Source organism: Moraxella sp., from assembly GCF_030525845.1.
GTDB lineage: Bacteria > Pseudomonadota > Gammaproteobacteria > Pseudomonadales > Moraxellaceae > Moraxella.
In genome coordinates, this window is sequence record NZ_JAUNDY010000039.1 from 1 (window position 1) to 5531 (window position 5531).

Annotated in this window: 5 protein-coding genes and 1 pseudogene; 3 read left to right on the plus strand and 3 right to left on the minus strand. The window is 45.4% G+C overall.

Translation table 11 applies throughout. From position 1 onward, the window contains the following. Positions 1-1109, minus strand: a pseudogene (locus Q4B79_RS09475) (hypothetical protein); the annotation flags it as partial. A gap of 353 nt (positions 1110-1462) precedes the next feature. Between Q4B79_RS09475 and Q4B79_RS09480 the strand changes: the two are divergent. After that, entirely contained in the window at positions 1463-2041 is a 579-nt protein-coding gene (locus tag Q4B79_RS09480; protein ID WP_303086173.1) for a tetratricopeptide repeat protein, read from the plus strand. Positions 2042-2101: 60 nt separating this feature from the next. Here the strand turns inward: Q4B79_RS09480 and Q4B79_RS09485 are convergent, their stop codons facing one another. Together Q4B79_RS09485 and Q4B79_RS09490 are read right to left on the minus strand one after the other, a co-directional pair. Then, a complete protein-coding gene (locus tag Q4B79_RS09485; RefSeq protein WP_303086174.1) occupies positions 2102-2743 on the minus strand; it encodes a hypothetical protein in 642 nt (213 codons plus the stop codon). A 12-nt stretch (positions 2744-2755) separates the two neighbouring features. Then, entirely contained in the window at positions 2756-3085 is a 330-nt protein-coding gene (locus Q4B79_RS09490; RefSeq protein WP_303086175.1) for a YhbY family RNA-binding protein, read from the minus strand. Positions 3086-3227: 142 nt separating this feature from the next. Between Q4B79_RS09490 and Q4B79_RS09495 the strand changes: the two genes are divergently transcribed. Both Q4B79_RS09495 and ftsH read left to right on the plus strand, forming a co-directional pair. Then, positions 3228-3860, plus strand: coding sequence for an RlmE family RNA methyltransferase (locus Q4B79_RS09495; RefSeq protein ID WP_303086176.1), 633 nt, complete (start codon positions 3228-3230; stop codon positions 3858-3860). A 123-nt stretch (positions 3861-3983) separates the two neighbouring features. Then, the coding region (ftsH, locus tag Q4B79_RS09500) for an ATP-dependent zinc metalloprotease FtsH (RefSeq protein ID WP_303086177.1) at positions 3984-5531 on the plus strand (1548 nt) is incomplete at its 3' end.

A 5531-nucleotide genomic window follows, 5' to 3' on the forward strand; every position in this document is an offset into this window, starting at 1 on the left:
TCTTTTTCTGCTTGCTCTTTTTGAGCTTGCTCTTGTTCTGCTTTTTCTTTTTCAGCCTGTTGCTGAGTTTGTTCTGCTAATTTGCGAGCATTGTCAGCTTGTGTGCGGACATTTTGAGCATCAGCGATGGCATTTTGAGCGTCAGCAACGGCCTGTTCGGCTTTGGCGATAACTTCATCGCTGGCATTGGCATTTTTGGCATCTTGTAGAGCCTGCTCAGCCTGAGATAGGGCGGTACTGGCCTCGTTGATGGCGTTGTTTGCCTGTTGGTAGGCGGTGTTAGCGTTATTAATCGCCTCTTGGGCGGTAGCAACATCGCTTGCCTGCGTGGTTGCAGTAGCTGCGGTGTTTTTGGCGTTGGCAAGAGTATCTGCTGCATTATTGGTGGCAGCGATGGCTTCATTAATTTTGTCAAGAACGGCTTGCTCTTTTTGTAGGCGTTCAGCTTCTTGACGTTTTGCTTCCTCTTCTGCCTTACGTTTGGCTTCTTCCTCCGCCTGCTTTTTCGCCTCCTCTTCTGCTTTACGCTTTGCTTCTTCTTCCTCAGCCTGTTTTTTGGCTTCGGCTTCGGCTTTTTCTTTTTCGGCTTGTATCCATGCTGCTTCGGCTTGCTTGGCTTCTTCTAGGAGTTGATTGGCTTCTGTTTTGGCTTTTTCTAACTCGTTAAACAGCTGTTGAGCGATGGCGATCTGCTCTTGTTCTTGCTGTGCAAGCTCTTCCTTTTTGGCGATGTCGTTATCAAGCTGTGCTTGTTTCTTTTGGTCGTTGATGGCTACGATGGCTTCTTCGGCTGCTAGCCATTGGTTGTATTTGTCCGCCACTTCGTTTTGCAGAGTATCAGCGAGGCTGGCAAGATTGGCATTGGCAACTTGGGCGGTCTTAGCCGCTTCTTCTGCTTTTTTCTTGGCTTCTTCGTAGAGGGCGTTTGCAAGTTCGGCTCGTTTTTTGGCATCATCGGCACTAGATGTGTCGATATTTGTGTGGTTGCTGATGAGTTTTGATGGGGTGTTTAGATTGACATCATCATCAATGGCACAGCCTGTCGCTGCCATCGCCACAAAGCAAGAGACAGCAAGCGGTTTTAGGATAAAAGATTGGTTATTTTTCATAAAGTTACCTGCGGTGTTTTATGGTGTGTTAATTGGCAAAAACCACTATTATCATATCATAATTCCTTTTAAAGTGTAAGTATTTATACACAATATTCTTGGGGTGCAAATGATGTGTGGACGTAGTGTTACAAAAATTTGTCAATTGGGTGTTAAGTGATTGAGTTTATAGAAAATTAGTGGTATGATTAGGACATGGAGGTGGCGATGAGCCATCATTAATAACGCTAAATTGATATGATGCATGTCTGTTTGGTTTGTCTGTTTATCGTAGAGATTGCCCAAAGAGGTATGTGGGCGTGGACTGATGTCGCCAATGCAGGACATGTTTAACGTGAAAAGTAGGGTATCTTATGAAATACTTTAAACTTAGTTTCCTCTCTGCATTGCTACTAACTGGCGTGGCAAATGCCGAGCTTATCTCAAATGTACCGCTTGATGTGTCTCGCTTTGAGGTAATGGACATTGCTTCTTTGACAGCACAGGCGGGTCAGGGCAATCACCACGCCCAATTTTTCCTAGCCAAACGCCTCCAAAAGGGCGAGGGCGTTGCCAAAGACCCCGCTAAAGCAGTTTATTGGTACACTCGTGCTGCCGAAAAAGACATCGCACCTGCCCAGCTTAATCTAGGTTTGATGTACTTGCGTGGCGAGGGTGTGAAGGCGGACATGGCAACGGGTCGTAAATGGCTAGAAAAAGCGGCTCATCTAGGCGATAACCGTGCCAGTTACGCTCTTGCGATGATTGATGAAAAACAAGAGCGTTATGTCGATGCTTATAAGTGGTATGATTTATCCAGTCGTGATGGCATGCTCGACCAAAACATTCGTGGCAAAGCCCAAGACAAAATTGGTCAGCTTGCCCTAAACTTATCTTCTAGCGACATCGAAAAAGCCAAAAACAGTGCCGATGATTGGTTTAGAATTAAATAATCTTCTGCAACAAAACCCATGATTTGTCATGGGTTTTTTTATGCTAATTTTGTCAGATGCTTACCATTTTTGCCAATACGCCTTATCGTGAAAATCTGCTGGCGTGGCGTGGCGTGTGGCAAGGTGGTGTGTTTTGCCGTTGATGTTTAGGATTAGGCAGGGGTTGATGAGTGTTTGACTGTCGATAAGCTCGCCAATACCGCTGACATCAAGGCTAAAATGACGCTCATACACGACCGTGTTGTCGTTATCATCGGCACGCCAATGCAAGCTAACCTTATCGGTGGGCGTAGGCACAGCAGGCGTGCGATAATCTTCAAAATGATAAATGGCGTAGCGACCATCAGGGGTGGCGTTGATTTCTAAATAACCGCCATCTGACAGACCAATAAAGCATTCAAGGCAGGTCTCTTGCCATAGGTTATCCGCTTTGGCGATGTTTTTGGTGTGAAAATCATTAAAGTGAAGGCCGTCAACTTTTTCAATCATAAAGCTGATGTTGATGATGTTTTTGCCAGCATGTGTGTCTTGACTGATAAAGACATGGGCTTTTGGGGTGTTTTGACCGTGCTGGTCGTCACGCAAGACAAACAGCCCATCTCTGGACATGACCGCACCATCATCATAATAAAACTCAGTAAAATGCGATAACGAGAGTAAGCTAAATAGCTTATCAAGCAAATTTGCACTAAAAAAATTCATGGTGTAATGCCCTTAAAACCCAAAACGTGCTAGGTTGGATAGTTTTTGGTTGGGTTCGTCATTTTTGCGAAACAACAGCACCATGCGTCCGATGTGATGAACCACTTGACTTTCGGTGGCTGTCGCTAAGGCACTGGCGCATTCTTTGCGTTCATCGCTTGAGCCTGCGGGGATTTTGATTTTGATGAGTTCGTGGTCGGCTAAGGCACGAGCAGTCTCTTCGATGAGAGTGGGCGATAGACCGTTTGCTCCAACAATGATGATGGGGCTTAGACGATGACCGATGCCACGTAGCTCTTTTAGGGTGTCGTTAGATAGGCTGGTAAAGTTAGGTTTTGCCATAAAATTTCTCAATAAATGCTTGATAAAAAATCTTAATATAAGATTTTTGCTAAAAAATTGGCTTATTATAACAAAAATACACCAATTTTTCTCATAAAAATGTTAAACTAAGCAGTTGTTTTGAAGGCTTTGATTTTAAGTTATGGCAACCCGCATTACCAACAAAAAATTTAGTAAATCCTCAAAGGCGTGGATGAAAGAGCATATTGATGATTATTATGTCAAGCTCGCCCAAAAAGATGGCTATCGAGCAAGAGCCGCCTATAAGCTCCTCGAAATCAACGAAAAAATGGGGTTGATTAAAAAAGGCATGACGGTCGTGGATTTGGGTTCTGCACCCGGTAGTTGGTCGCAGGTGGCAGGACAGCTGGTGGGCGATAACGGGATTTTGATTGCCTCTGACATTTTGCCGATGGATACGTTGGAAAATGTTACTTTCATTCAAGGGGATTTTCGTGAGCAAGAAGTCTTTGACAAAATCATGAATGAAGTCGGTGGACGGCGTGTCGATGTGGTCTTATCTGACATGGCACCCAACACCTCTGGTATGTCAGCGGTGGACATGCCACGCATGATGTATTTGTGTGAATTGGCGGTGGATTTTGCCCTAAAAGTATTGCCTGAGGGTGGGGCATTGGTAATGAAGGTGTTTCAGGGTGAAGGGTCGCCCGAGCTTCGTAGCGAGATGCAAAAAAAGTTTAGCAAAATCAAAAGTATCAAACCTGCCGCCAGCCGTCCTCGCTCCAAAGAGATGTTTTGGGTGGCGATTAAATGATACTAATAATTCAGTACTCGGCTTGATTTTATTGGTTTTTAACCTCATATCTTCTTGGATTTGCCAACATTAGGCAATTTTATTTTTAAAGTAGTTACATCACGCCAAAAACAGGAAACGCTAGTGAACGATATGGCAAAAAATATTTTATTATGGCTTGTGATTATCACCGTGGTGGTCATGGTGTTTAGCAATCTCGACCGTGGCTCAAACAAAGCAGATGCGATGAAGTATTCGGCATTTGTTAGTGCGGTAGAAGCAGGTGAAATCAAAAAAATCGAGATTAAGAACGAAGAAATTACTGGTACCAAAACCAATGGCTCAACCTTTGAGACGGTGCGTCCTACTATTGATGATAATGAGCTTATGCCTCTGCTTCGTAAACACGAAGTGGAAGTTGAGGGGGCAGTACCAGAGCGTCAAGGGATTGGTACTCAGCTACTCATTGCAGCGTTTCCAATTTTGCTCATCATTGGGCTATTTTGGCTCTTTATGCGTGGCATGGGCGGTGGTGCTGGCGGTGGCGGTGTAGGTGGTCGCAACCCCATGAGTTTTGGTAAATCCAAAGCTAAAATGCTCGACAAAGACCAAATCAAAGTTACCTTTGCCGATGTCGCTGGCTGTGAGGAATCCAAGCAAGAAGTTGTTGAAGTGGTGGATTTTTTAAAAGACCCTGCTAAGTTCACCAAGCTGGGAGCGACCATTCCTCGTGGCGTGCTCATGGTAGGTCCTCCTGGTACAGGTAAAACCTTGCTTGCCAAAGCGATTGCAGGCGAGGCAGGCGTGCCGTTTTTCTCCATTTCTGGCTCTGATTTTGTGGAGATGTTTGTCGGCGTGGGTGCGTCTCGTGTTCGTGATATGTTTGACCAAGCCAAAAAACATGCTCCTTGTATCATCTTTATTGATGAGATTGATGCCATCGGTCGTCAGCGTGGGGCAGGGGTTAGTAGCCATAATAGTGAACAAGAACAAACCTTAAACCAGCTTCTTGTTGAGATGGATGGTTTTGAGGGTAATGATGGCGTGATTGTCATCGCTGCCACCAACCGTGTCGATGTACTTGATAAAGCCCTACTTCGCCCTGGTCGTTTTGACCGTCAAGTATCAGTAGGCTTGCCTGACATCAAAGGTCGCGAACAGATTTTAAATGTGCATTTGAAAAAATTACCCCAAACCATCGGTGTTGATGTCAATGCGTTGGCAAGAGGTACACCGGGGTTTAGTGGGGCGCAGCTTGCCAACTTGGTAAACGAAGCCGCCCTATTTGCCGCTCGCCGTAACAAGCACAGCGTGGACATGAACGACTTTGAAGATGCCAAAGACAAGCTCTATATGGGACCTGAACGCAAATCGATGGTATTAAGCGAAAAAGAACGCCGTGCCACCGCTTACCATGAGGCAGGTCATGCCTTGGTTGCACAGCTGTTGCCTGATACCGACCCTGTTCACAAAGTTACCATCATGCCTCGTGGTTGGGCGTTGGGTGTTACTTGGCAATTGCCAGAGCAGGACGCTGTGAGTAGTTATAGCGATAAAATGCTCAATGACATTTCCATCTTGTTTGGCGGGCGTATTGCCGAAGAGATTTTTATCAATCGTAAATCCACAGGGGCGAGCAACGACTTTGAGCGTGCCACCAAAATGGCTCGTGCGATGGTAACCAAATACGGC

Excerpts from the sequence above, each read along its gene's own strand:
- Q4B79_RS09480 (WP_303086173.1), top strand. The coding sequence starts at position 1,463 with ATGAAATACTTTAAACTTAGTTTCCTCTCTGCATTGCTACTAACTGGC.
- Q4B79_RS09485 (WP_303086174.1), bottom strand. The coding sequence starts at position 2,743 with ATGAATTTTTTTAGTGCAAATTTGCTTGATAAGCTATTTAGCTTACTC.
- Q4B79_RS09490 (WP_303086175.1), bottom strand. The coding sequence starts at position 3,085 with ATGGCAAAACCTAACTTTACCAGCCTATCTAACGACACCCTAAAAGAG.
- Q4B79_RS09495 (WP_303086176.1), top strand. The coding sequence starts at position 3,228 with ATGGCAACCCGCATTACCAACAAAAAATTTAGTAAATCCTCAAAGGCG.